A 22,713-nucleotide genomic window follows, 5' to 3' on the forward strand; every position below is an offset into this window, starting at 1 on the left:
CGACCGGGACAGACACATAGCGGCTCGTGTGGGGGACGCGATATCGTGTCCGTTTCCGATACAAACGATCGGCACGACAACCTATTGCACTGGAGGTCGTTAGTGCAGACGATGCCCGAGACGATCCGCGTCGGACGAAAGGAGCTCACGTCGACGGAAGTCCTCCGGGAGCTCAAGGATGGAAATCGTGTGATCGTGGAGATGAGCGTTCTCGGAAAGACGATGAACATGGCCCTCAGACGCCACGCGGGGACCTACTACTGCGATACGCCGATGAAGTTGCTCACGTACGAAACCGACGAGGAGATGCAAGCCTGTCTCGAGCGATATCGCCTCGCCACACCGGATTCAGCGACACCAGCCGAGGAAACTAGCTCGTCGCCGTCTGCCAAGGAGTGATCACTCGTGGAAGCGACGAGACGCGACGAACCTCCACAGACTTAGGTGCTGGCGCACGAATCACGGACTATGTCCGACCGCGAGCAGCAGATGGAAGACCTCATGCTCGTCGAGCGGCCGGAGTTCGAACGGATCATGGAGTGTGTCTTCGGAGTCCAGGCCCACGAGACGCGCACGTACTTCCAGTTACACGAGCTTCCGGGGAGTACGGTCGCAGAGCTCGCCGACGAACTCGAGCGCGACAGGAGCAACGTCAACCGTTCGCTGTCGACGCTGCGAGAGACGAACCTGGTCGAGCGTGAACGACGCCTCCTCGACGGAGGTGGGTACGTCTACCAGTACTTCGCGATTCCGGTACCGGACGCACAGGAACGGATGCACGAAGCGGTCGACGAGTGGGCAGAAACCGTCCACGAACGGATCGAGGAGTTCGGTCCGTGAACTGACTTGATACGGTTTACTGTACGTCATTTCCGGCGCAACCGCCGCCCGGGTCGCGGTTGCAACGGTGGACTCGCTACACTCCTCCACCGAGACTCGTCTCACACGGTTCGACTCACCGCCGGTACATCGGTACAGGAATCCGTATGAGTGGAGGGGTGTTTGGTATCGGTCACACACGACCGGGATAGGTCCATTCTTCTAACTCCGGAATAGACGGGTATGGTACCCGAACCCACACGCCCCGTCGACCGAAGACGACTGCTCGCTGCGATCGGAGCCGGCAGCGCCCTCACCATCGCAGGGTGTCTCGGCGAGGAGGAAACGGACGCCGAGACGGACGACGGCCCGAGAGAAGAGGACGAATCCGAAGGCGAAGCCGACGACGGAGACGAGGACGAAGCGGCCGAACTCACGAGCCTCGAGCCGGGTCCCGACGGTCAGTCGCTTTCCGAGGAAGATCTCGCGTCGCTCGTCGCCGACTTCGACGACCAGCCGATGAACGACGACCAACACGAGATCGAGGGAGAGGACCGAAGCTACACGCCGCGACACGTCTGGAAGTGGGTCAGCGACGAAACCCTGATCGGCCTCCATTTCGACGAGCCGAATCCGGAGGAAGCCACGGCGCTCGATTACATCACGATCGGCAAGAAGGGGGTGTTCACCGAAGAGAGTCAGCCTGACGAGGAGTTTACGCACTTCCACCAGCACACCGCCGACGGCTGGGAGGCCGGACACGGCGGCGAGACGGGCGACGAAGGGTACTGGCTGACCCACATCGCTGTCCGCGAGATCGAGTACCCGTTCCACGACGAGCCCATCGAGCCGATGGTCGACTACGGCTTCATGCCGACCCCGCCCGAAGACGGAAGCGACGGTCACGACACCGACTGGGACGCACCCGGCGGCGGAGAAGGTGGACTCTCCGACGAGCAACGAGACGAACTCGTCGACGTCTTCGACGACGAGTGGGCGAACGATGCCCAGCAGGAAGCGAACGGCTACACGCCGTCACACGTCTGGAAGTTCGTCGGTGATGACGTGCTGGTGTTCCTTCACTTCGACGAACCCAATCCGGAAGAAGCGAACGACCTCATCTACTTCGGGATCGGCGTTCGCGGCCAGTTCCTCGACGACGATCGTCCCCAGTCGGACGATTTTACCCACTTCCACCTCTGGGAGGCGGACAGCTGGGAAGCCGGCCACGGTGGACAGGATCCGGACCAGCACGGCTTCTGGCTCGTCCACCACGCCGTCCGTCCCCTCGAGATGCCGTGGGGTGACGTCGAGGTCGGCATCGACCGCGAGTTCATGCCGACCCCACCGGAGTAACGACCGATGGACGCTACTCGACCGAATCGTCGTCGGTTGTTGGCGGTCGTCGGCGGGGTTGTCACCTCGAGCGTTGCGTTCGCCGGCTGTCTCGACGATGGCCAGCAATCGGAAGAAAGCGACGGGAGGACGGCCGAGAACAGGGATCCGGAGGGGACCGATGTGACGGCCGACGACGGGATGGAGGACGCTGCCGATGGAGAAAACGAGGAACGAGCTGCGGAAGGAAACGACGAGGGCTCGACCGACGCCGTCGAGGAAATCGACGAGGAGTTCGTCGACCGGACCGGCGAGGAGACCGTCGAAATCGAAACTCGCGAGGGGACGGGCGACGAACCCGCGTTCGTCTTCGATCCGGCGTTCGTCCGCGTCGACGAGGGATCCGTGGTCGAGTGGGTCAACACGGACGGCGTCTTCCACACCGTCACCTCGAGCGACTCCATCGACGACCGAAGCGGCGGGGAGGAGTTCGACGAAACCATCGCGAGCGAGGGTGAGACGTTCGAGTGGGAGGCGACGGAGGCCGGCGTCCAGCCGTACTACTGCTCGCCTCACGCCGGATTCATGTACGGCGCACTCGAGATCGTGTAGACGATCGGATTCCGGTAATCGAGGTCTCGGATACGACGGACGACGCCTCGTCCGTGTCCGTCGAGAAGAGAAGGCACTTGCCCGCGCGGGCCGTCGGTCCGTCCGTGAGCGAGGTGTCCCCACGACGCGTCGAAGTCTATCCGGGCCGCGAGGTAGTCGTCGAGTTCGATCCCGACCTCACGTTCGAATGCGTCGACGACTGCACCTGGTGTTGTCACCACGGCGTCTTACTCTACGATCGGGACCTCCTCGAACTCGCCCAGCGGGCGAACTTAGCGGAGACGACGACCGACTTCCGCGGCGAGAAGTTCGTCACTCGCGAGGCGAAAGACCGGGACGACCACGTCGCCGAGGACGACCACGCCTGTGCCTTCCTCCGCGAGGATGGGCTCTGTTCGCTTCACCTCGAGGAAGGGTGGAAACCGACGCGGTGTTCGGTGTTTCCGCTTGCGGTCTGGCTCGAGAATGGCGACCTCCACGTCGACATTCGGGAGTCGGCACACGACCACTGTGAGGGGTTGAACGTCAGCGACCGCTCCGTCGTCGACAATTTGGAGGCGTTTCTCCCCGAATTGCTGTGGGAACTCGAGAACCCGGATTCGGATCGCGAACTCTGAGCGGAGGTCGGCTGTATCGGTACTCGACGTCCCTCCACGCGCGAGACGCTAAGTACGAGGGTTGGTATCATGCATCTCCAATGATTTAAACGTACACCACCCGTAGTAAGTGTGTGACAGAAGAATCCGGGCGTCGGAACCTCCGTATGCCCAACAGCGATGAAGTATTCGCCGTCGTAACCGAACACCTTGGTGGCAACCACGTGCAGCTCCGTTGTGAAGACGGTGAAGAGCGTCTGGGCCGAATTCCGGGTCGAATGAAGTACCGTACCTGGATCGAACAAGACGACATCGTCGTCGCCGAACCCTGGGACTGGCAGGACGAAAAGGCCACCATCGAGTGGCGCTACACCAGCCAGGACGCAGACCAGCTCCGCCGCGAAGGTCATATCGACTAAAATTGCCGAATTCTCTCGAGTGCATCGCCCGATAGCGCGTGCTGTGTCGGTCCGTAAGAACGGGACCGAGACATCCTCGAACAACGACGGTCCAGTGGTCTCACCGGCGACGAGTTCCGACAGTTTCTGAGCCCCGCCGAAACGCCGTCCGAGAGCCCCTAGAACAGGGAACGATCAGCTAGCCCCAGCCAGGTATAAACCACATATCGAGATATAGAAAACGGTGAGTTGCCACTGAGTAAAGTCGAACAGGGTGATTTCTACGAACGTACCGCAACGAACGGGATCGCACCGGCCGTCGACGGGTTCGACTCGAGAAATGCATTCGGGACGGCCCGAACCGAGCCGAACGGACCACTCCCCCGAACGTTATACGACCGACGAAGGAAATGTAACCGTTGATGAACGACGACGAACTCCGTCGCGAGGTCGAACGACTTCGCAACGAGGTCGACGCCCTCCATCGTCGGCTCGAGGCGGTCGAGTCGGAACCACCGTCCGAGTCCGGCGAAAGTGACGGCGTCGACGGCCCGGACGAACAAACTGCCACCGGGGAGATCGAGACAACAGAAGCCGAATCAGACGATCCGTCAGCGTCGCCGGACAGTGCGGTGACGAAGTCGACCGGCGGCGAGACGCTCAGCGACCGGCTGGCAGCCGACCGGGACTGGGAACTCGCGCTCGGGGTTCGCTGGCTCGGGCTCGTCGGCGCGCTCGCGCTCGTCGTCGGCGTCGTCTTCTTCGTTCGCCTCGCGATCGAGATCGGGCTGCTCGGACCGGGCGGACGAGTTGCACTCGGTACGCTCACCGGCGTCGGGTTGCTTGCAGGTGGCCGCTTCGCGGCCACCCGACAGGGATACCGTCGCTGGGGACGCATCGCCGCAGGGACCGGGCTGGCGATCGCCTACTTCAGCGTTTACGCCGCCTACGGCTTCGAGAGCTATCGCGACGCGATCGGAACACCGCTGTGGGCAGCCCTCGCCGCGCTGACGGCGCTCGTTGCGGTCGCAGCGATCGTTTCGGTCCGCGACCGAGCCCCGTTCGTCGTCGGCGAGGCCTTCTTGCTCGGCTACGTGACTGCCACGCTGAGTACCGACGCCGCTACTGTCGTCCTGACCCCAGCGTACGTCCTCTTGCTCGGCGGGGGGATCGTCGCAATCGCGACGGTCCGACCTTGGGGTCGGCTCCTCAGCGCCAGCACGTTCGCCACATACGGCGTCCTGTTGTTGTGGCTCGTCGATCTCGAGCCACCCGCCACCGCCATCGGTGTGGCCGGCGTCGCCGCCTTCGCTCTCTTCTTGGTCGGGGCGTACGTGCTCCGCCGGTCGGATGTCGACCCCGAACTCGAGTCCACGCACAGCCGGATCCATCGCGCCCGGTTGGCCGTCACCACCGTCGCCAACGCCGGTTTCGCGACGCTGTTTCTCGAGATCGCTCTCCGGGAAGGGTTTCCCGAGGTAGCGATCGACGGGGTCGGTGCGATCGCGGTCGCCCTCGCGCTCGCCGCGACCTACGTCGTGACGGACCGCGCCCCGGTTCGACGCGACGGAGCGGCGGCCGCGGGGTCCGTCGCCTTCCTCGCCGGCGGGGTCGCGATGGCCGTCGGAACGTTCGCGACCACCGTCGGCGCACTTGCCGTGATCTGTGGCGCAGTGATCGTTTCGAGAATCGCCGACGCGCCGGCGTTTCGGGTCGGCGCCCACGTCGTCGCGGGGGCGCTCGTCCTGAAACTGCTCACCGTCGACGCGACGGATCTCCCGGCGTTCGATCCCACCGAGCCGATGGCGACGCTTTTCGGTCGTCCCGTTGCGTTCGCGCTCGCGACCGGCGCGTTCTACGCGCTCGCGTGGTGGTACTCACGAACCGACGTGCTGACCGATCTCGAGCGTCGGTTCCTGCCCGCGACGGTCGCGAACTACGCGATCGTTGCGACGGGACTCGGCGTGATCGTCTTCGCCCTCGAGCTATCGGGGCTCGGCGTGTCGGTGGCGTGGATACTGTTCGGCTCCGTCCTCCTCGGAATCGGACTGGCGACCGACGTTCGGGGCGTCCGCGCGCTCGGAATTGCCGTCCTGGGACTCGCCACCGCGAAGGTGTTTCTCTTCGACACGCGGGATCTCGACACCGTCGCCCGGACGCTCTCGTTTCTCGTCCTCGGGGCCGTGCTGTTGATCGCCTCCTACGTCTACGCGCGGTCGCGGGGCGACCTCGAGATCGGTCTCGAGTTGCCGGAACGCCGGGAGGAGTAGCTCACCGGCTTGCACGTCGCCACGCCTTCAGGTCGACGACGGCGCCGTCGATCGAGGACGGATCGGCCTCGGTCGCCGCCCAGACGAACATCGGCGCGACGGTCTCGGGGTCGCGTCCGGTTCCGTCCGTCAGCTCCGTCGCGACCTGTCCGGGATCGAGACAGCCCACGGTCGCGTCGGTATCGGCGGCGAACCCCCGGACGATCGCCTCGGCGGCGGCCTTCGAGACGGCGTACGATCCGTATCCCGGCCGGCCCTCGCGTGCGACGGCACCCGTCGGAACGAGGACCCGTGCACCGTCGTTTAAGTGTGCGAGCGCTTCCCGGACGGTCGCGAAGACGCCGCGCGCGTTCGTCCGCCAGTGGTCGTCGATAGAGGAGTACGACTCTTCGTCCGTCGGCGTCTCGCCCGGATCGCCGTGATAGACGCCGGCGGCAGCGACGACGACATCGATCCCGGACCCGTCTCCCGCTTTCGACGCAACCTCGACGAGGCGTTCGACGTCGAACTCGTCGCGAACGTCCGTTCGAACGCCCGCCGCGTTCCCGCCGGTTTCCTCGAGTGCCTCGACCGTCCGCTCGAGCGCCTCGCCGTCTCGAGCGCCGACGACGACGGTTGCACCCTCGGTCGCGAACGCGCCCGCGACGGCGCGGCCGATGCCTCGGGTCCCACCGGTGACGACGGCAGTTCGTCCGTTCATAACGCTCGTACGACCGCGAGCATCAAGGAACCACCTGTGATCGAAGCCGACGTGGACGATCGATTCCGGTGCGAGCCGATTGGCGTCCCGAACGACCCAGCCGTCGACGGCTCGCGACGGGCTCGAGAACGAGCGGTACGGAGCACGGCCGGCAAACCACAGGCCATTCGCCATCGGATCACCAGTGACTGACGGCAACCCGGACGAAACAGACCGTCCCGGACGAAGCGGACGACGCGAATCCGAGCCGTGAATCGCCGACACCCTACATTCGTGTGAAACAGATTTATCACCGTACATATGGTCACTCGAGATATGCAATCGCTGGCCGACGAGTCCGTCGTCGTGATCGGAGCCGGAATCGGGGGACTCTCGACGGCGTGTTACCTCGCTGACGCGGGTGCCGACGTTCGCGTCGTCGAGAAAAACGAGCAACTCGGCGGCCGGGCGAGTCGCCTCGAGCGCGACGGCTTCCGGTTCGACATGGGGCCATCGTGGTATCTGATGCCCGACGTCTTCGAGCGCTTTTTCGCCGACTTCGACCGGACGCCGAGTGAGTACTACGAGCTGACTCACCTGGATCCTCACTACCGGATTTTCTTCAAGGACGGTGACGGACGTGGAGTTTCGGACGGATCGAACGAGTCGGAAAACGCCGAGTACGTCGACATCACCCCCGATCTCGAGCGAACGAAGGAGCTGTTCGAGGCGTACGAACCGGGTGCGGGTGAGAGGCTAGAACGGTACCTCGAGACGTCCCGGGAGAACTACGAGGTGGGGATGAAACACTTCGTCTACGAGGACCGGTCTCGACTGCGGGACTACGTCGACCTCGACGTCGCCCGCCACGCGAGGGGGTTGACGCTGCTCGGCTCGATGCAGGGCCACGTCGAGAACTACTTCGACCATCCACGGCTTCAACAGATCATGCAGTACACGCTGGTGTTTCTCGGCGGTTCGCCGTCGAACACGCCGGCGCTGTATAACCTGATGAGTCACGTCGACTTCAACCTCGGCGTCTGGTATCCCGACGGCGGGATCGGTGCGGTGATCGACGCCGTGGCAGCGCTCGGCGGCGAACTGGGCGTCGAGTACGAGACCGGTCGACCGGTGAGTGAGATCAAGGGCCGGGAAGGTGCGTTCCTCCTCGAGACACCTGACGGACCGATTCGGGCGGATCTGGTCGTCAGCAACGCCGACTACGCTCACACCGAACGCGAGTTGCTCACGCCGGAACGGCGAGGCTACGACGCCGACTACTGGGAGTCCCGGACGTACGCCCCCTCTGCATTCTTGCTCTATCTGGGCGTCGAGGGCGAGGTCGACGAACTCGCCCACCACACGCTCGTCCTCCCCGCGGAGTGGGAGGACCACTTCGATCGGATCTTCGAGGAACCGGCGTGGCCCGAGGATCCGGCGTACTACCTCTGCGTTCCTTCCGAGACGGACGACTCCGTCGCGCCGGACGGCCACAGCGCCCTGTTCGTCCTCGTCCCGATCGCACCCGGACTCGAGGACACTCCGGAGATTCGCGACCGGTATCGCGAGAAGATTCTCGCGGACATCGCCGAGAACACCGGTGCCGACCTCCGCGACCGGATCGTTCTCGAGGAGCGATTTTGCATCGAGGAGTTCGCCGACCGCTACAACAGCTTCCAGGGGACGGCACTTGGACTGGCGCACACGCTCCGACAGACGTCGCTGTTCCGCCCGCCACACCGCTCGGAGGCGGTCGACGGACTCTACTTCGTCGGCGGCGACACCACTCCCGGAATCGGGATGCCGATGTGTCTCATCAGCGGCGAGTTGACCGCCGAGGCGGTGCTCGAGGATTACGGTCGGCAGGACCGGCGGTGACGAACGATCGTGTCGAACCCGGAATCGACGGAACGACCGGCGACGCTCGAGGCGCTCTCGTACCTGCTGGTGCTCTCGCGGCCGCGCTTTTGGCTCTATCTCGCGGGGCCGGTACTCGTCGGTGTCGCGTACGGCGCTGAGACGGTGAGTGAGCTGGGTTCGCCGGCCGGGATCGCGCTCGTTGCGTACTTCCTGCTCCCGGCGAACGTCTACCTCTACGGGGTAAACGACGTCTACGACCGCGGGATCGACGCGACAAACCCGAAAAAAGACGGTCGCGAGACGCGGTATCGCGGCCAGCGGTACGTCCCGGTCGCTGTCGTCGTCTGCGGGGCGCTTGCGCTTCCGGTCGCTGCCATCGTCCCGCGGGTGGCCTGGCCGTGGATCGGCACGTTTCTCGTCCTCGGTGCGGCCTACAGCGCGCCGCCGACCCGGTTCAAGACGACCCCGTTCCTGGATTCGCTCTCGAACGGGCTCTACGTCGTTCCGGGCGCGGCGGCCTACGCGGCGGTCGCCGGCGTCCAGCCACCTCTACTGGCCGTCCTGGGAGGCTGGCTCTGGGCGATGGGAATGCACACGTTCTCGGCGATCCCTGACATCGAACCCGACCGCAAGGCGGGTATCCGGACGACCGCGACGCTCCTCGGGGAACGCCGGACCTACGCCTACTGCGGCGCGTGCTGGCTCGCGAGCGCCGGTGCGTTCGCGCTTCTCGACCCGCGGTTCGGGGCAGTGCTACTCGTCTACCCGGTCCTCGTGGTGGCCATCACCGCCTCGAGCGTCGCCGTCGACCGAGCCTACTGGTGGTTTCCGGCGATCAACACCGTCGTCGGCACGGTACTGACACTGGGCGGCCTGTGGGGGATGACGTATGGATAACCGAGTCTCGGGCGTTCGCGACGGGATCGACTCGAGGGCGGCCGTCCAGCGTCGCCTCGAGGAGATCGTTCGGGAGAACCGCTTTACCATCGCGGTCATCTTTCCGTTCGTCGGCGCGGTGACGCTCGTCGCGAGCGCGGAGGGACTGTTGCCACCGGCACTCGAGTACAACCCGCTGTTGATCCTCTTCGGGACGGCCGTCATGCGCTCGCCGCTGATCGTCGGTTTGCTTCCGCGGATCGGGTGGTGGGCGCTCGGCTATCTCGGTGTTCTCACCGCCTACACGTACGTGATCGAGGTCGTCGGTGTGCGGACCGACTGGCCCTACGGCGCCTTCGAGTACACGATCCAACTGGGTCCGATGCTGTTCGGCGAGGTGCCCCTCGCGCTCCCGCTGTTTTTCATCCCGCTGGTCCTGAACGCGTACCTGCTGACGCTGTTGGTGCTCGGTCGCTGGAGCGAGCGCATTCTGGTTCGGGTTCCGGTCGCGATCGTCGCCGTCGTCGCCATCGACCTCGTTCTCGACCCCGCAGCGGTGGCGATCGGCTTCTGGGCGTTCGTTCCACCCGGCGTCTACTACGGCGTCCCGGTCTCGAACTACGTCGGCTGGGTGATCTCGGGGACCGTCGCCGTCGTCCTCGTCGACCTCGCGTTCGACCGCGAGGCGGTACTCGAGCGCGTTCGCGACTGCGAGTTCGTCCTCGACGATCTGGTGAGCTTCGTCTTGCTCTGGGGGACGATCAACCTCCTGTACGGCAACTGGGTGGCGGCGGCCGTCGCCGGCGCGTTCTGTCTCGGCCTGTTCAGGACGGACCGCTACGACCTCGAGATGGTGCGGACGGCACTCCCCGGATGATCGGGAGGCCGATATCGGCGCAACCGGGAGATCGCGGTTCTCTCCGCGACTCCTGGACCGGTCCGTTTCACCGGGTCGGCACGCCCCCGCCGTGGCCCGACCCTCGAGCGTCCGCCTCTCCCTCGGCCATCGGAACCGCAGAGACCCGTTGAAACACTGCTTCGGGATCGCGGTTCCAGTGCCAGTGCCAGCGCGTTTTCGCGACGCAAACGAGCTTTCGCGTCGTCGACAGCGACGGCTCGGTCGAGAGAACGTCGTACCCCTGCTCTCGGATGAGGGCGTGGTGTTCGGCGTAGAGGACGGCGGCGAGCAAGACCGGAAGCTGACAGTCGGCGGGCAGGTAGCGAATACCGGCGACGCCCTCCCGGTAGAGGCGTTCTGCCCGGTCGAGTTCGTCTGCCATCGCCGTGGCGAACTCCTCGGAGAACTCGAGGCGCTCGATCTGTTCGCTCGAGGCGCCGTGGGTTCGGAGCGTCTCCTGTGGAAGGTAGATCCGGTCGCGGTCGACGACGTCCTCGCGGACGTCGCGAAGGAAGTTGGTAAGCTGGAATGCCTCCCCGAGTTTGATCGCGTGGGGGAGCGCCGTCTCCTCCATCTCCGGTTCCATGATCGCGGTCATCATCACGCCGACCGCGGCCGCCGAACCGCGCATGTACGACTCGAGGTCGTCGTACGTCTCGTACCGGCTCGTGGTGATGTCGGTCGCCATCGCGTCGAGAAACTCCGCGACCTCCTCGTCAGCGATACCGTATCGGGATTTCAGTTCGACGAACGCCTCGAGGACCGGCTCGTCGGGCTCGGTCTCGCCGAGTGCCTGTGCGCGAAGCGACTCGAGTTCGGCCCGCTGTCGGTCCGGGGAGACGCCTTCCGCGTCGTCGACGACTTCGTCCGCGATACGGAAGAACGCGTAGAGCACGTGCGTGGCGTGTCGAACCCGCTTCGGGAGAAACCGCGTTGCGAGGTAGAACGTCTTTCCGGTCCGCTTCTGTATTTCCTTCCCTGCGTCGATGTGTTCCTGTTGCATTCTCTTTCTCGCTGGCTCCGCCCGATAGCAGCCGGATAGCGGGCATACCACAAATAGACATAAAATAACTTGCCCTCACTAGTAGGGCCGTCCCCGCGTTCCAGTCGATCGACCTCCCACACGAGCACCCAGCGAGTCGAACAGTTTCGTACGTTGAGTGGCCGGGTAATACTTTTATACGCGGTCGTGGACAGCCTCGACGGAGATCACACGTGCAGAACACAGACCCTTCATCTCGGACTGTCGAGTTGTGGATCCGATCGTTCGCGCCGGCGACGACCGGCCCGACACAGGAGCGTGCACTCGAACGCCTCGAGCGACTCGAAGCGACGACGAGCGTCGAGGTCGCCGACGTCCGGATCTGGGGTCCGAAGGTCGAACACACGGGTCGGTCGGAGCGAATTCCACAACTAGCCCGAATCCAGAACCGCCTCGAGGCGTTCGAATCGTGGGCGGCACAGACCGGGCGACGACTGGAACCGTTTTTCAAACGGAGTCGCTGCGAATCGACGATCACGGGCGACCGCCACGACGTCCACCGCCTCCCCACCATCGCACTCGCCGAGTTCGAAGACGGGGAACTCGTCCACGTCGCTCCCTGCGTCGACGGCGATCGGGCGATCGACGTCTTCGACCGGTTCGACGCCCTCGAGTGCGGCCGCTCGGACGATTCGGTCGTTCGGTTCAGCGACGGTCGAGCGACCGACGGCGTGGTCTCCGATCGGAGCGACGCGAAATCGGATCGATCGACAGCCGCAGTAGAGTCGTCTCCACCCGACCCAACCTGATGCAGCCACGTATACCGCCGACTCCACGGTCCGCCCATGCGGTCGCCGGTATCGAATCACAGCGGGTCCGACGAGTACCTGTCATACTCGTATTACGAACTGTCACACGCTCGCTGTCGTGACGTCTGGCTTCGCGTTCGCACCGGTCGTGGGAACATATATGACGTACGGTATCGTAGCACACAGCATGTCCAGTGAGACAGCCACGGCGAATCAATCGCGGTGTCGAAACTGCGGGTTCGAAGCACCGGGTGGCAGCGAGGAGTGGCTCCGGCTCGAGGTGCCAAAGCTGGGCCGGATGACGCAGTGTCCGAACTGTGAAAGCACCGATATTATAACGGCCCGGTGAGCGGAAACGGGCGACCGACGTCGAGGACAGACTCTTGGTCGTCTCGGTTCTAGAGGTGCGTATGAGTCACGAATCCGAGCGACAGGAGGAATCCGGTGTGGATCGCCGGGGCGAATCCGACGGCGAGTGGCGGTCGAAGCTCAGCGACGAGGAGTACCACGTCCTTCGGGAAGCCGGAACCGAACAGCCGTTCAGCGGCGAGTACGTCGACCACAAGGAAGACGGAAGCTACGCCTGTGCCGGCTGTGGCGCGACCCTGTTCGACTCCGAGACGAAGTTCGACTCGGGCTGTGGCTGGCCGAGTTTCTACGACACCGACGACGACCGGATCGAGACGAGACTCGACACCAGCCACGGAATGCGCCGCACCGAAGTGTTGTGTGCCGAGTGTGGCGGCCACCTCGGCCACGTCTTCGACGACGGCCCCGAGCCGACGGGGAAGCGCTACTGTATCAACTCGGTAGCACTCGAGTTCGACGACGAGTAACCCGTCGGCCGCGTTCTGACGTCCTCACCAGCAGTGGCTACGATAGAACGTAGCGAGTGCACCAGGCGAGGGCCCGGACGACCCGGCGTCCTCCCAGATCATGTACGCGAGAAAGACGAACAGCGCTACGATTGCCATTTTCTCGATCGGTGAGTGCCGTTCCGCCCAGCGATCGAACCGAGGTGAACGGTCCCTGGCGACACCGGTGAACCCGGCAAACGCCATAAACCCACTCGCGAACGTCGAAACGACAGTTCCCATCCACACGCCCTGAATGAGACCAATCGAACCCGCTATTGCGATGAAAGCCCAGGCTCGAGTCGACATCGACTCCCTCTCACGATCCGGGTTCGCCATCGATGGTACCGACGGCTACGCAATGGACGCCCAAAACAGTTCACGATGCCAACGTGTTCTCGGTCGCGAACTCGATTCCGGGACGGTGTGATCGCGGGCGGAGGGCACTCGAATTCACCGAGAGACGTACTGCGATCCGAAATCGCTACTTCGAGGGCCTGGTAGCCGAGACGCTACTGCAGGAAGTCCGGCTCGGTCCGTTTCTCGTCGCGTTCGGCCTCGAGGTGGGCTTCGAACGCGTCGATCTCGACATCGTACTCCTGGTCTTCGAATCGATCACGCACCGAGATATTTCCAGCTTCTTCCTCGTTGTCGCCGACGATGATCTGGTAGGGGACCCGATCGTCGTGGGCCGCACGGATCTTGCGCTCGAGCGTGGAGTCGCGGTCGTCGACCTCGACGCGGAACGCGTCGAACCGGTCGGCGATCTCGGAGGCGTACTCGAGGTTCGCATCCGAGATGGGGAGGACGCGAATCTGCTCGGGTGCGAGCCACAGCGGGAAGTTCCCCTCGTAGTGCTCGATGAGCATCATGAAGAAGCGCTCGTAGGAGCCGTACAGCGCCCGGTGGATCATCACGGGGCGGTGTTCCTCGTTGTCCTCGCCCACGTAAGAGAGGTCGAACCGCTCGGGCATGTTGAAGTCGAGTTGGACGGTCGGACCGTCCCAGCTTCGGCCGATGGCGTCCTCGAACGCGAAGTCGATCTTCGGGCCGTAGAAAGCGCCGTCGCCCTCCTCGAGGTCGTACTCGAGGTCGCGTTTCTCGAGGACCGACTCGAGTTGCGACTCGGCCTGTTCCCAGATCTCGTCCGAGCCGGCCGACTTCTCGGGCCGGGTCGCAAGCGCCATCTCGTACTCCAGGTCGAACGTCTCGAGGACGTCGACGATCATGTCCATGATGGCTTCGACTTCCGCCTCGATACCCTCCGGGCTGACGAACAGGTGTCCGTCGTCGATGGTAAAGGCCCAGACTCGCGAAAGTCCCGAGAGTTCGCCGCGCTGTTCTTTCCGATACACCTTGCCGTTCTCGGCGTACCGGATGGGGAGGTCCCGGTAGCTCCAGGACTGGTCCTGGAAGATGGCGGCGTGGCCGGGGCAGTTCATCGGCTTGAGGCCGAACTCGTCGTCGCCGACGTCGAAGATGAACATGTCGTCTTCGTAGTTCTCGTAGTGGCCCGACCGGTGCCAGAGATCCGTCTTGAAGACGTGGGGCGTCTCGACGTAGTCGTAGCCTGCATCCTCGTTGAGATCTTCGACGAACGCCTCCAGTTCTTTGAGAACGGTCTTCCCCGGCGGGTGGTAGAGGGGAAGGCCGGGACCGGTGACGTCCTGGATCGAGAACAGGTTCATCTCGTTGCCGATCCGGCGATGATCGCGTTCCTGGGCCTCCTGGCGGCGTTCGAGGTACTCCTCGAGGTCAGACTCGTCTTCGAACGCGGTGCCGTAGATCCGGGTCTGCATCGTGTTCTCCTCGTCACCGCGCCAGTAGGCGCCCGCGATCTCGAGGAGGTCGACCGCACCGATCTCGCCCGTCGAGTCGACGTGGGGGCCGGCACAGAGGTCCTCCCACTCACCCTGCCTGTAGAACGAGACCTGCTCGTTCTCGTCGGCGAACTCGGAGAGCAGTTCGAGTTTGTACGGCTCGTCCGCGAGGCGGTCTTCGGCTTCCTCGATCGAGACGTCCTCGCGTTCGATCTCGTAGTCGGCCTCGACGATCTCCTCGATCTCGGCTTCGAGGTCCGCGAGGTCGGCCTCGTCGATCTCGAGGTTGTCGAAGTCGTAGTAGAAGCCGTCGTCGGTCGGCGGCCCGATCGCGAGGTCGACGTCGTCGTAGTGGCGTTCGACCGCTTGTGCGAGACAGTGCGAGGCGGAGTGGCGCATCACCCGCAGATACGCCTCGGAGCCGTCGGTGACGATCTCGAGTTCGACGCCGTCGGAGACGGGTTCCTCTTTGGCGACCAGTTCGCCGTCGAGTTTCCCGGCGACCGTATCCCGACCGAGGCCGGGGCCGATCTCGTAGGCGCAGTCTTCGACCGTGGCGTCCTCGGGGACCTCGAGTTCGGATCCGTCGGGGAGGACGACCGCTATCGACTCGGCTGACTCCGGTTCTGATTCGGATTCTGACATGGATGTGAGGGTTCCGGTGGGTCGTCCGCGACCGGGTTCGTCGCCCGGACCGTCCGCTGATCGTCGTCGGAGTTCGAGTTCGACACAGCGCACGGTAGGTGTGAGTTAAAAGCGGGCTGACGCCCCTGTAAAGCGGACACCTACCATCGTAGCTATTGATAAACTCGTTCGGGATAAAAGCGTTGTGATGGTGTACGATCGACCGGCTCGATCGGATCCCGGACCGCCCTCGTTCCGTCAGAGTGGCCCAGACCGGGTTCGAAGCGTTCGCCATGTCGGCCAGTCCACCGACTCGAGCGGGCGTCGCCTGGGGGCGAACGACCGGTACTCGTTTTGCGTCTCGGTGAACACGAGACACATATGACCGTAACGACCGTGTTGCTCGACCTCGACGACACGCTCTATCCGTACCCGCCGTGTAAGACGGCAGGAATGGAGGCGGCGCTCGAGGAGGCTCGCGACCTGGGCTACGATCTCGACCGAACCGAGTTCGAGGCGTTCTACCAGTCCGGCCGACGCGAGGTGAAACGCGAACTCTCGGGAACTGCCGCGACCCACGAGCGCTTTCTCTACTTCAAGCGTGCGCTCGAGGAACACACCGGCGAACCGCGAGCCGGCGACGCCCTGGCGCTCGGCGAGGCGTTCTGGCAGGCCTACCTCGAGGAGATGGAACTCTTTCCGGGCGTCGAGGAGACTCTGACAACATTCGGCGAGACGGGCGTCGACGTCGCCGTCGTGACGAACCTCACGACGCGCATTCAGCTCGCGAAGGTCGAACGGCTGGGCCTCGAGGCCCAGATCGACGTGCTTCTCACCTCCGAGGAGACCGGCCGCGAGAAGCCCGGATCAGTCATGTTCACGCTCCCGCTGGCTCGCCTCGAGCGGACGCCGTCGGAGGCGATGATGGTCGGTGACAACGTCGACGCGGATATCGTCGGGGGCAACGCAGCCGGGATCGAAACAGTGCTGTTCGATCCCGACGACGAGTGGGCTGGCGAGCGCCTGGAGGGACGCCGGAACCCCGATCACAGAATAGATGCGTTCGGGGAGCTAACGGAGCTGGTAGGATGATCCTCGAGTCCCAGCGGCGGGCCGTCGTCGACGGTGCACCCGACCTCGCCGCGCTGACGCCGGGGCGGACCGGCAACCTGAGCGTTCGGGACGGCCGCGACGGCGACGCGTTCGCGATCACCCCGACCGGCGTCCCCTACGACGGGTTCGACGCCGCGGACGTGCCGGTCGTCGGCCTCGACGGCGACCAGCGCGGCGGCGAGATGGCCCCGAGCAGCGAGGTGCCGATGCACACCTCGATCTACCGGCGCGAGGACGTCGGCGCGATCGTTCACACCCATTCGCCGTGGTCGACGGCGATGGCGGTCGCCCGCGAGCCACTGCCGTCGATCCACTACATGATCGTCGCCGTCGGAAAACGGGTTCCCGTCGCCGAGTACGCACCCTACGGCACCGACGAACTGGCCGAAAACATCGTTCGCGCGATGGACGAGGCCGACGCGACGGCTTCGTTCATCGAGAATCACGGCCTCGTCGTCACCGCACCAGACCTCGAGACCGCCGTAGAGAACACCCACCACGTCGAGAGTCTCGCGCGACTCTACCTTCAGACGCGGGCGGCTGGGCTCGAGCCGACGACGCTGTCGGACGACCAGTTGGAGACGGTCCTCGAGAAGTTCGAGTCGTACGGACAGTAACGCGTTCGTCGCTGGGAACGTCTATTCGTCCCGGTCCGCGAGCAACTCGCTTGCGGTCACGAGCGCCTCCATCTCGACTCCGGTCTCCTCGACTGCCTCTCGGCCGCCTTCCTCGCGGTCGGCGACGACCAGCGCGCGCTCGACCGTCGCGCCGGCGTCGCGAAGCGCCTCGATCGCGTCGACGAGGCTCTTTCCCGTCGTGACGACGTCCTCGAGGACGACGACTTCCTCGCCCTCCTCGAGTCGCCCCTCGATCAGGTTGCCGGTGCCGTGATCCTTGCGCTGTTTGCGGGCGATGACGTAGGGGACGCCCGCCTCGACGCTGGTCGCCGCCGCGAGGGGGACGCCGCCGAGGGCGACGGCACCCAGCGTGTCGTCTTCCTCGAGGTGGTCGGCGAACGCCTCCGCGACCGCCTCGAGAGAGCGCGGATCCGTCTCGAAGAGATACTTGTCGATGTAGTACTCGCTGGTGTCGCCGGAAGACAGTTCGAACTCGCCGAACGACACCGCGTCCGCTGCTCGGAGCGCGTCGATGAGATCCTGGTTGACCATCGCTCGAAGGGCCGCTCCGAACCGAAATAAGTGGTGTGAAACGGACCGGCGGGAGCAGTCCGGGTGACGACCTTTTTGCGCGACGGCGAAGAACGTCTGAGGGTATGACGACACGCGCCGACGAACTCCACCCCGACGTTCGGGAGTTCCTCGAGCGGTACGAATCGATCGACGCCCCGCCTCTGTCCGAACTCGCGCCCGCCGACGCCCGTCGGATGATAGAGCAGTTCCGAGCGCCCGCGGAGCCGACGGTCGATCTGCCGACGGAAGATCGGACGATCGACGGCCCGAACGGCGAGATCACGATTCGGATCTACGAGCCCGAAACCGACGGAAGCGACGATCACCTCGAGCCCAACAGAACTGAGGCGGGAACGAGCAACGAGATCGGTAGACCCGTCGTCCTCTACGTTCATGGCGGCGGCTGGGTGATCGGGAGCCTCGAGACCCACGACGGAACCTGCCGCAAACTCGCCGCCGACTCGGGCTATCCAGTCGTTAGCGTCGACTACCGCCTCGCCCCCGAACACCCGTTTCCCGCAGGGCTGCTGGACTGTTATGCCTCCCTCGAGTGGCTCGCAGAGACCGCACCGGACTTCGGTGGCGATCCCGACCGGATCGTCCTCGCGGGCGACAGCGCCGGCGGCAACCTGGCGGCCGCGACGGCGCTACTCGCCCGCGATCGCGGCGGGCCCGAAGCTGCCTACCAGCTGTTGATCTACCCGAGTACGGGCGACCTCGAGTCGGCCGATTCCGACGAAGAAAACGCCGAGGGGCACTTCTTGACAACCGACGACATACAGTGGTTCAGCGATCACTACTTCGAGCGCGAGATCGATCGCGGGAACCTCTACGCGGCCCCCCGCCGCGCGGCGGACCTCTCTGGACTCCCGCCTGCGACGGTCGTCACGGCCGGCTTCGATCCGCTCCGGGACGACGGCGCCGCCTACGCCGACCGACTCGAGGCTGCCGGCGTTCCCGTCACGTATCGGAACTACGACGACGTGATCCACGGCTTCTTCAGTATGGTCTCGGAGCCGGCGAACTTCGAGCGAGCCCACGAAGCCTACGACGACGTGATCGGAGATCTACGGACGGCACTCGAGTGAGGCGAGGACGCCGTCTCTCGAGTAACTCGCGAAACGAACCGTGACCCAATACTCATATCAGGCGAGGACGTACGTCCGGCCATGGCAGACAAGCCGACCTCCGGAGAGATCCTCGGAGTACCGTACAACTTCGACCGACCGAGCCTGAGCCGTCTGATCTCGGCGTACTGGCAGCCCGGCGAGGGGATGCTCGTCGAGAAGCCCTTCGGCGTCGGCTACTCTCTGAACCTCGCGAACTGGCGCTCGTGGGTCGTCGTCGCCGTCGCGGGTGCACTCCTCTGGCAGCAAGAACAGAGTTCATCGACGAGCGCGGACGAGAGCGAGGACGAACCGGTCGAGGTCATCGTCGACGACGACTGATCTGACGGGCAGTCCCAACCGACTGATCGAGTCGCGACCGCCCTGCAGTTTTTCGAACCCACGTCCAGCGACCCCCACTGGCGGTTGGAAGACCGCCAGTAACGCCGTCATCGGTCGACCTCGCCCATGATACAGTCGAGACTCCCGATCGCCGCGATGAGGTCGGGGAGATACTCGCCGCGAACGATCTCGGGGAGCACGGAGAGGTTCGAAAAGGATGGGCTCCGAATTTTGAATCGGGCGGGCGTCTCCGTTCCATCGGCGCGGACGTAGATCCCGAGTTCGCCTTTCGCCCCTTCGACGGCGCGGTAGAGCTCCGCGTCGGGATCGGGTTTCAGGGTCCGCGGGACGTTCGACTGGATCTCGCGGTCGCCTTCGGGCCACTCCTCGAGTACGTCGAGACACTGCTCGACGATCTTCGCCGACTCCTCGAGTTCGCCCATCCGGACGAGCAGGCGCGCGTAGTTGTCGCCGGCGGACTCGGTGACGACGTCCCACTCGAGTCGGTCGTAGTAGCCGTAGGGATCGTCCCGTCGGAGGTCGTAGTCGACCCCCGAGCCGCGGGCGACCGGTCCGGTACAGCCGTACTGTTTGGCGACGTCGGCCTCGAGAACGCCGGTGTCGACGCAGCGGGCCTGGAATATCTCGTTGGTCACCACCAGGTCGTGGTACTCGTCGATCTTGGCCGGGAGATCCTCGAGGAGGTCCCGGACCCCCTCGAGAAACTCCTCGCGGGGTTCGGGCAGATCCCAGGCGACGCCGCCCAGTCGGAGGTAGTTGAACATCATCCGCTGGCCGGTCAGCTCCTCGAGACAGTCGAGGACGAGTTCCCGGTCGCGAAAGGCATACTGGAAGGTGGCGGTGAACTCGCCGTGGACGTCGAGCGCGTAGGTGCCGAGTGCGACGAAGTGGGCCGCCATCCGGGAGAGTTCCGCGCCCATGGTGCGGATCACCTGCGCGTACTCGGGAACCTCGAGGTCGGCGAGGTCCTCGGCGACGCGGGCGTAGGCCCACTCGTTCAGCAATCCGGAAGAGACCCAGTCCCAGCGGTCGGGGTAGGGCATGATCTGGTGGCGGTAGGTACTTTGCTGGCACATCTGCTCCTCACAGCGGTGCATGTAGCCGATATCTGGGTCGGCGTCGACGACGGTCTCGCCGTCCAGCACCACCTTGACGTGCATGACGCCGTGGGTCGCCGGGTGGTGTGGTCCGACGTTCAAAAAGAGCGTCTCCGGTTCGGATCCGTCTTCCCCGGCTACGGTCGGGGAGTCGTGTTCGGAGAGCGTGACGATCTGGGGCGTTTCCCGATCATACTCGAGCGACAGCGGGTGACCCTGCCAGGTTTCGGGCAGGAGGATGCGGCGGAGATCGGGGTGGCCCTCGTACTCGATCCCCACGAGGTCGTACGCCTCGCGTTCGTGCCAGTTTGCCGTCTCGAAGACGGGTGTCACAGACCGGCTCACGGGATCGTCGATCGGCGTCGGCACGACGACGCTCACCTCCTGGGTCGGATCGGCGTACGACCGGAGGTGGTAGATCGTCTCGTACCGGTCCTCGTATTGCTGGGCGGTGACGCAGGCACAGTGGTCGAACCCGGCCTCGTCGCGGAGATCGGCCAGTGCCGCCGTAACCTCGTCGGGCCGGATCACGAACGCGGGTGCGTTCAGGTGATCGTCCCGGCCGAGTGCGTACGCCTCGAGGACGGATTCGGCCGCGGTAGACGATTCGGTAGCTGAAGACGACGCACCCGTTTCGAGTCCCGTCTGCGAAGACATCCCGTTCGTTTCTCGAGACCGATACCGGGAATTCATTCTGCGTCACTCACGAGGGCATTTATACCGGGCGTTCGAACCACGATCGATGAAGTCAGTTCGGTTGACACTCCAGCACGGTCCGGAGAACGTCCACCCGATGCACCGGTTCGTCGCGGAGCACGACGGGTTCGACCGCTACCGCATGGTCGCCTCGAACTTCGCCCACGAGGGACACAACGCCTTCATCTTCCACGTCGTCGGCGACCGGGAAGCCTACCGCGACCGACTCGAGACACTCGGGGGGTTCATTTCGGTCGACGTCACCGCCGGCGACGGCGACGCCTTTTACGTCTACGTCCGCGAGGAGCCCGGGGAACTCAGCGAGCAGCTGATCGCGGCGTTCTCCCGAGAGAGTCTGGTTCCGATCCCGCCTCTCGAGTACCGGATGGACTGGTCGGTCCGGTTCGGGCTGGTCGGCGAACCCGACGACATTCGAGCGGCGCTCGAGGCTGTCCCCGACGGGATCGAGACGACGGTCGAGCGCGTCGGCGAGTACCGCGGTGGCGACCACGCGGTCGAGACGCTGACCGAGCGCCAGCGGGAGGCCCTGCGCGTCGCCCGAGACCGAGGCTACTTCGCAGTGCCGCGGGAGGCGAGCGTCGAGGAGGTCGCCGACGAACTCGGCTGTGCGCCGGGGACGGCCGCCGAACACCTCCGGAAGGCACAGCAGCGGGTCGTCGGCCGGCTCGATCTGTAAAGACAACAGCAGTTATTGGGGACGGCTCTCTACTCGAGCGTATGCGCCCTCCGAGGCGTGAGCGCCTCGCTCTCGCCGCCGCCGCAGTTCGCCGGTCCCCGCTTTTCGGAGCGACAGTCGGCGGGCTCGCCCTCCCGGCCGCGGCGACGGCGTACTTCGTCGCGACGGGGTACGGTCTCGAGGGGATCGTCCCACCCGGGGCCCTCGGCGCGTTGCTCGTCGCCCTCGGCGCGTTGCTCGGCGGGGCAGCCGTCATGGGATACCCGGCAACCGTCGGCCTGTCGGTTCTCGCCCTCGTCGTGCTCGGTTCGCTCTTGACCGTTCCGGTGGACCTGCCACCGTCAGAACCCACGGCCGCGGCCGCGACCGCGCCGGTGCTCGCGGCGACGATCCTCGCGATCTACCTCTTCGCGGGGGAGTGTGCGGTTCGAAATCGACGCGCGGTGCTCGCGTCGCTCACACCGCGGACGGTCTCCGTGGGCGTCGCTGCCGGCGCGGTTCACGCGCTCGCAACCATGTGGGCGAGCGCGTACGTTCGCCAGGAGCCGGTCCTCGAGGCGGTCGTGCCGACCCACCCACTCGAGGCCATCGCGCTCGTCTACGTCGTGGTGGGTCTCGGCCTCCTCGGCGCGGTCCCCGCCGTCGCGCTGTACCGGCTCCGGCTGGTGACGCCGACGGTCGCACTCGTGGCGTCGTTCTCGTGGACGTATCGAACCGCCTGGGACTCCCTTGCGGTCCACCGAGAAACGGGCGGGGCCGCGGCCAGCATTTCGCCGGAGGTCGACACGATTTATACCGTTCTGTGGATGGTTCCGCTCGCAGTCGTCCTCGCGGTCGGGTTCCTCGAGTACGCCCTTCGATCGGTCGTTCCCGACCGCCGACGGCTCACGTCCCGGGAGGGGTGATACGGAACGCTGTTCCGGTGTGACCGCAGAACGGGTCGCGGTCGCCCCGCAACTGACTGACGGCAGACCGTATGACAGAGCGCCGGCGCGCAACCGACGACTATATTCGCCCGG

At 65.0% G+C, this 22,713-nt stretch carries 25 protein-coding genes; 20 read left to right on the forward strand and 5 right to left on the reverse strand.

Annotation, left to right across the window (positions count from 1 at the left end; all coding sequences use genetic code 11):
• Positions 1-111 precede the first annotated feature (111 nt).
• The 7 genes from FYC77_RS08180 to FYC77_RS08210 all read left to right on the forward strand — a co-directional run bounded on the left by FYC77_RS08180 (position 112) and on the right by FYC77_RS08210 (position 6,030).
• Positions 112-399 carry a hypothetical protein gene (locus FYC77_RS08180; protein WP_149081013.1) on the forward strand — a complete coding sequence of 96 codons (288 nt, stop codon included), beginning with the start codon at positions 112-114 and terminating at the stop codon, positions 397-399.
• Between the two features lie 69 nt (positions 400-468).
• Positions 469-840, forward strand: a complete 372-nt coding sequence (locus FYC77_RS08185; RefSeq protein ID WP_149081014.1) for a helix-turn-helix domain-containing protein — start codon at positions 469-471, stop codon at positions 838-840.
• Between the two features lie 222 nt (positions 841-1,062).
• On the forward strand, positions 1,063-2,175 hold the full coding sequence (locus FYC77_RS08190) for a hypothetical protein (protein WP_149081015.1): 1,113 nt from the start codon (positions 1,063-1,065) through the stop codon (positions 2,173-2,175).
• Between the two features lie 6 nt (positions 2,176-2,181).
• Entirely contained in the window at positions 2,182-2,766 is a 585-nt protein-coding gene (locus FYC77_RS20650; protein ID WP_238386844.1) for a cupredoxin domain-containing protein, read from the forward strand.
• A 104-nt stretch (positions 2,767-2,870) separates the two neighbouring features.
• Positions 2,871-3,383 carry a YkgJ family cysteine cluster protein gene (locus FYC77_RS08200; RefSeq protein ID WP_149081016.1) on the forward strand — a complete coding sequence of 171 codons (513 nt, stop codon included), beginning with the start codon at positions 2,871-2,873 and terminating at the stop codon, positions 3,381-3,383.
• 113 nt (positions 3,384-3,496) lie between these two features.
• Positions 3,497-3,781, forward strand: coding sequence for a translation initiation factor eIF-1A (locus FYC77_RS08205; RefSeq protein ID WP_076609512.1), 285 nt, complete (start codon positions 3,497-3,499; stop codon positions 3,779-3,781).
• 401 nt (positions 3,782-4,182) lie between these two features.
• On the forward strand, positions 4,183-6,030 hold the full coding sequence (locus tag FYC77_RS08210; protein WP_149081017.1) for a DUF2339 domain-containing protein: 1,848 nt from the start codon (positions 4,183-4,185) through the stop codon (positions 6,028-6,030).
• 1 nt (position 6,031) lies between these two features.
• Here FYC77_RS08210 and FYC77_RS08215 read toward each other — a convergent pair whose 3' ends face one another.
• Positions 6,032-6,730: an SDR family NAD(P)-dependent oxidoreductase gene (locus tag FYC77_RS08215; protein WP_149081087.1), complete on the reverse strand. Its 699-nt coding sequence runs from the start codon at positions 6,728-6,730 to the stop codon at positions 6,032-6,034.
• 315 nt (positions 6,731-7,045) lie between these two features.
• On the opposite strand from FYC77_RS08215, the gene FYC77_RS08220 reads away from it, so the two are divergent.
• From FYC77_RS08220 to cruF, 3 genes are read left to right on the forward strand one after another with little or no spacing between them, the layout of a single operon-like run.
• Positions 7,046-8,587, forward strand: a complete 1,542-nt coding sequence (locus tag FYC77_RS08220; RefSeq protein ID WP_149081018.1) for a phytoene desaturase family protein — start codon at positions 7,046-7,048, stop codon at positions 8,585-8,587.
• A 9-nt stretch (positions 8,588-8,596) separates the two neighbouring features.
• Complete coding sequence (locus tag FYC77_RS08225; protein ID WP_238386845.1) at positions 8,597-9,466, forward strand: prenyltransferase; 870 nt, start codon at positions 8,597-8,599, stop codon at positions 9,464-9,466.
• Positions 9,459-10,322: a bisanhydrobacterioruberin hydratase gene (gene cruF, locus FYC77_RS08230; RefSeq protein ID WP_149081020.1), complete on the forward strand. Its 864-nt coding sequence runs from the start codon at positions 9,459-9,461 to the stop codon at positions 10,320-10,322. Before FYC77_RS08225 ends, cruF begins: the two co-directional genes overlap by 8 nt.
• A 67-nt stretch (positions 10,323-10,389) precedes the next feature.
• Here cruF and FYC77_RS08235 read toward each other — a convergent pair whose 3' ends face one another.
• Complete coding sequence (locus FYC77_RS08235; RefSeq protein ID WP_149081021.1) at positions 10,390-11,346, reverse strand: phytoene/squalene synthase family protein; 957 nt, start codon at positions 11,344-11,346, stop codon at positions 10,390-10,392.
• 212 nt (positions 11,347-11,558) lie between these two features.
• Between FYC77_RS08235 and FYC77_RS08240 the strand changes: the two genes are divergently transcribed.
• From FYC77_RS08240 to FYC77_RS20135, 4 genes are all read left to right on the forward strand, one after another.
• Positions 11,559-12,134, forward strand: a complete 576-nt coding sequence (locus FYC77_RS08240; RefSeq protein ID WP_149081022.1) for an HTH domain-containing protein — start codon at positions 11,559-11,561, stop codon at positions 12,132-12,134.
• A 187-nt stretch (positions 12,135-12,321) separates the two neighbouring features.
• On the forward strand, positions 12,322-12,483 hold the full coding sequence (locus FYC77_RS20395) for a hypothetical protein (protein ID WP_202911794.1): 162 nt from the start codon (positions 12,322-12,324) through the stop codon (positions 12,481-12,483).
• A 61-nt stretch (positions 12,484-12,544) separates the two neighbouring features.
• Positions 12,545-12,970, forward strand: coding sequence for a peptide-methionine (R)-S-oxide reductase MsrB (gene msrB, locus FYC77_RS08245; RefSeq protein WP_149081023.1), 426 nt, complete (start codon positions 12,545-12,547; stop codon positions 12,968-12,970).
• Between the two features lie 274 nt (positions 12,971-13,244).
• Positions 13,245-13,418 (forward strand): hypothetical protein, encoded by a 174-nt coding sequence (locus FYC77_RS20135; RefSeq protein ID WP_162354501.1) that lies wholly within the window; start codon positions 13,245-13,247, stop codon positions 13,416-13,418.
• A gap of 82 nt (positions 13,419-13,500) precedes the next feature.
• On the opposite strand, the gene thrS is transcribed toward FYC77_RS20135, so the two are convergent.
• The gene (gene thrS, locus FYC77_RS08250) at positions 13,501-15,453 is read right to left on the reverse strand and encodes a threonine--tRNA ligase (RefSeq protein ID WP_149081024.1); all 1,953 of its coding nucleotides are present in this window, start codon (positions 15,451-15,453) and stop codon (positions 13,501-13,503) included.
• A gap of 360 nt (positions 15,454-15,813) precedes the next feature.
• Between thrS and FYC77_RS08255 the strand changes: the two genes are divergently transcribed.
• Positions 15,814-16,524 (forward strand): HAD family hydrolase, encoded by a 711-nt coding sequence (locus FYC77_RS08255; protein ID WP_149081025.1) that lies wholly within the window; start codon positions 15,814-15,816, stop codon positions 16,522-16,524.
• The gene (locus FYC77_RS08260; protein WP_149081026.1) at positions 16,521-17,162 is read left to right on the forward strand and encodes a class II aldolase/adducin family protein; all 642 of its coding nucleotides are present in this window, start codon (positions 16,521-16,523) and stop codon (positions 17,160-17,162) included. The genes FYC77_RS08255 and FYC77_RS08260 overlap by 4 nt, the downstream gene beginning before the upstream one ends.
• Positions 17,163-17,183: 21 nt before the next feature.
• Here FYC77_RS08260 and pyrE read toward each other — a convergent pair whose 3' ends face one another.
• The gene (gene pyrE, locus FYC77_RS08265) at positions 17,184-17,714 is read right to left on the reverse strand and encodes an orotate phosphoribosyltransferase (protein WP_149081027.1); all 531 of its coding nucleotides are present in this window, start codon (positions 17,712-17,714) and stop codon (positions 17,184-17,186) included.
• Positions 17,715-17,818: 104 nt separating this feature from the next.
• Here pyrE and FYC77_RS08270 point away from each other — a divergent pair, with 104 nt between their 5' ends.
• Both FYC77_RS08270 and FYC77_RS08275 read left to right on the forward strand, forming a co-directional pair.
• Positions 17,819-18,823, forward strand: coding sequence for an alpha/beta hydrolase (locus tag FYC77_RS08270; RefSeq protein WP_149081028.1), 1,005 nt, complete (start codon positions 17,819-17,821; stop codon positions 18,821-18,823).
• A gap of 81 nt (positions 18,824-18,904) precedes the next feature.
• On the forward strand, positions 18,905-19,183 hold the full coding sequence (locus tag FYC77_RS08275; protein ID WP_149081029.1) for a DUF5808 domain-containing protein: 279 nt from the start codon (positions 18,905-18,907) through the stop codon (positions 19,181-19,183).
• Between the two features lie 107 nt (positions 19,184-19,290).
• Here the strand turns inward: FYC77_RS08275 and FYC77_RS08280 are convergent, their stop codons facing one another.
• Entirely contained in the window at positions 19,291-20,958 is a 1,668-nt protein-coding gene (locus tag FYC77_RS08280) for an NADH-quinone oxidoreductase subunit D (RefSeq protein WP_149081030.1), read from the reverse strand.
• Positions 20,959-21,043: 85 nt separating this feature from the next.
• Between FYC77_RS08280 and FYC77_RS08285 the strand changes: the two genes are divergently transcribed.
• Entirely contained in the window at positions 21,044-21,694 is a 651-nt protein-coding gene (locus FYC77_RS08285) for a helix-turn-helix domain-containing protein (RefSeq protein ID WP_149081031.1), read from the forward strand.
• Between the two features lie 41 nt (positions 21,695-21,735).
• Positions 21,736-22,599 carry a hypothetical protein gene (locus tag FYC77_RS08290; RefSeq protein ID WP_149081032.1) on the forward strand — a complete coding sequence of 288 codons (864 nt, stop codon included), beginning with the start codon at positions 21,736-21,738 and terminating at the stop codon, positions 22,597-22,599.
• Positions 22,600-22,713: the final 114 nt, after the last annotated feature.

Origin of the sequence: Natrialba swarupiae, assembly GCF_008245225.1 — an archaeon.
GTDB lineage: Archaea > Halobacteriota > Halobacteria > Halobacteriales > Natrialbaceae > Natrarchaeobius > Natrarchaeobius swarupiae.

Coding starts and splice junctions, on each gene's coding strand:
- FYC77_RS08180 (WP_149081013.1), top strand. CDS start 112: ATGCCCGAGACGATCCGCGTCGGACGAAAGGAGCTCACGTCGACGGAA.
- FYC77_RS08185 (WP_149081014.1), top strand. CDS start 469: ATGTCCGACCGCGAGCAGCAGATGGAAGACCTCATGCTCGTCGAGCGG.
- FYC77_RS08190 (WP_149081015.1), top strand. CDS start 1,063: ATGGTACCCGAACCCACACGCCCCGTCGACCGAAGACGACTGCTCGCT.
- FYC77_RS20650 (WP_238386844.1), top strand. CDS start 2,182: ATGGACGCTACTCGACCGAATCGTCGTCGGTTGTTGGCGGTCGTCGGC.
- FYC77_RS08210 (WP_149081017.1), top strand. CDS start 4,183: ATGAACGACGACGAACTCCGTCGCGAGGTCGAACGACTTCGCAACGAG.
- FYC77_RS08215 (WP_149081087.1), bottom strand. CDS start 6,730: ATGAACGGACGAACTGCCGTCGTCACCGGTGGGACCCGAGGCATCGGC.
- FYC77_RS08220 (WP_149081018.1), top strand. CDS start 7,046: ATGCAATCGCTGGCCGACGAGTCCGTCGTCGTGATCGGAGCCGGAATC.
- cruF (WP_149081020.1), top strand. CDS start 9,459: ATGGATAACCGAGTCTCGGGCGTTCGCGACGGGATCGACTCGAGGGCG.
- FYC77_RS08235 (WP_149081021.1), bottom strand. CDS start 11,346: ATGCAACAGGAACACATCGACGCAGGGAAGGAAATACAGAAGCGGACC.
- FYC77_RS20395 (WP_202911794.1), top strand. CDS start 12,322: ATGTCCAGTGAGACAGCCACGGCGAATCAATCGCGGTGTCGAAACTGC.
- msrB (WP_149081023.1), top strand. CDS start 12,545: ATGAGTCACGAATCCGAGCGACAGGAGGAATCCGGTGTGGATCGCCGG.
- FYC77_RS20135 (WP_162354501.1), top strand. CDS start 13,245: ATGAGACCAATCGAACCCGCTATTGCGATGAAAGCCCAGGCTCGAGTC.
- thrS (WP_149081024.1), bottom strand. CDS start 15,453: ATGTCAGAATCCGAATCAGAACCGGAGTCAGCCGAGTCGATAGCGGTC.
- FYC77_RS08255 (WP_149081025.1), top strand. CDS start 15,814: ATGACCGTAACGACCGTGTTGCTCGACCTCGACGACACGCTCTATCCG.
- FYC77_RS08260 (WP_149081026.1), top strand. CDS start 16,521: ATGATCCTCGAGTCCCAGCGGCGGGCCGTCGTCGACGGTGCACCCGAC.
- pyrE (WP_149081027.1), bottom strand. CDS start 17,714: ATGGTCAACCAGGATCTCATCGACGCGCTCCGAGCAGCGGACGCGGTG.
- FYC77_RS08270 (WP_149081028.1), top strand. CDS start 17,819: ATGACGACACGCGCCGACGAACTCCACCCCGACGTTCGGGAGTTCCTC.
- FYC77_RS08275 (WP_149081029.1), top strand. CDS start 18,905: ATGGCAGACAAGCCGACCTCCGGAGAGATCCTCGGAGTACCGTACAAC.
- FYC77_RS08280 (WP_149081030.1), bottom strand. CDS start 20,958: ATGTCTTCGCAGACGGGACTCGAAACGGGTGCGTCGTCTTCAGCTACC.
- FYC77_RS08285 (WP_149081031.1), top strand. CDS start 21,044: ATGAAGTCAGTTCGGTTGACACTCCAGCACGGTCCGGAGAACGTCCAC.
- FYC77_RS08290 (WP_149081032.1), top strand. CDS start 21,736: ATGCGCCCTCCGAGGCGTGAGCGCCTCGCTCTCGCCGCCGCCGCAGTT.